The sequence below is a fragment of the Helicobacter sp. MIT 03-1616 genome (assembly GCF_000765685.2).
GTDB classification, from domain to species: Bacteria; Campylobacterota; Campylobacteria; order Campylobacterales; family Helicobacteraceae; genus Helicobacter_C; species Helicobacter_C typhlonius.
The window spans coordinates 1-451 of sequence record NZ_JROY02000043.1; the positions used below are offsets into that span (position 1 = coordinate 1).

Below are 451 nucleotides of genomic sequence, written 5' to 3' on the forward strand. Positions count from 1 at the left end.
GTTGTGTTTGTAAAAGATAAACGCACCACCATAGAGAAGAGCAAAGACCCATTTTTTGATGAGTATTTTTATGTAGAAGAAGGTATTAATAAGCTAAGAGTGAAAAAGAAAGAAGTATATAAGAGATACAAGATAAAAGCAAAAAAACAAAACACTTGGCTTATGCCTGAAGAAGTCTTTAGCGATAACAACTATACTTTTTTCAAATACGACAAAACACGCTATCCTCAAATTCCTAGCGTATATGTTGTAGTAGATAAACAAGATTCTCCAATAGAAACTAGAGTTATAGGAGATTTTGTTATTGCTGAAACCGTAGCAGATAAATTTACCATACGAATCGGTGAAGCCTATGTTTGCATAGAGCGAGAGAAAGCACAAAAAGGCAAATAATGGTTTATAAGGGAATAGGAATTTTTGCACTTTTAGGTATGGGTATTACCTATGCAAG

Annotated in this window: 1 protein-coding gene; it reads left to right on the forward strand. The window is 33.3% G+C overall.

Annotated elements, in window-relative coordinates; genetic code table 11:
* On the forward strand, nucleotides 1-393 hold a 393-nt coding region (locus LS67_RS09505), incomplete at its 5' end, for a TrbG/VirB9 family P-type conjugative transfer protein (RefSeq protein ID WP_161594501.1).
* Between the last annotated feature and the right edge of the window lie 58 nt (nucleotides 394-451).